At 70.7% G+C, this 334-nt stretch carries 1 pseudogene; it reads left to right on the forward strand.

Going from position 1 to position 334, the window contains the following annotated elements:
* Positions 1-334, forward strand: a pseudogene (locus ABY44_RS08455) (5-guanidino-2-oxopentanoate decarboxylase); the annotation flags it as partial.

Genomic DNA, 334 nt, shown 5'->3' on the forward strand with positions numbered 1-334 from the left:
GCGGCCGAATTGCGCGAGCTCGCCGAACGCCTGCACGCGCCGGTCGCGCTGACGATCAACGCGAAGGGTCTGCTGCCGGCCGGCCATCCGTTGCTGATCGGCTCCACGCAATCGCTGCCCGCCACCCGCGCGACGATCCGCGACGCCGACGTGGTGCTCGCCGTCGGCACCGAGCTCGGCGAAACGGATTACGACGTCACGTTCGACGGCGGCTTCGCGATCGATGGCCGGCTGATTCGCATCGACATCGACGCGCAGCAGCTGATGCGCAATGCCCGCGCGGAGATCGCCATCGCCGGCGATTCGCGGCTGGCGCTCGGCGCGCTGTCGACCC

This window comes from Burkholderia sp. ZZQ-2 (assembly GCF_050768715.1).
GTDB classification, from domain to species: domain Bacteria; phylum Pseudomonadota; class Gammaproteobacteria; order Burkholderiales; family Burkholderiaceae; genus Burkholderia; species Burkholderia cepacia.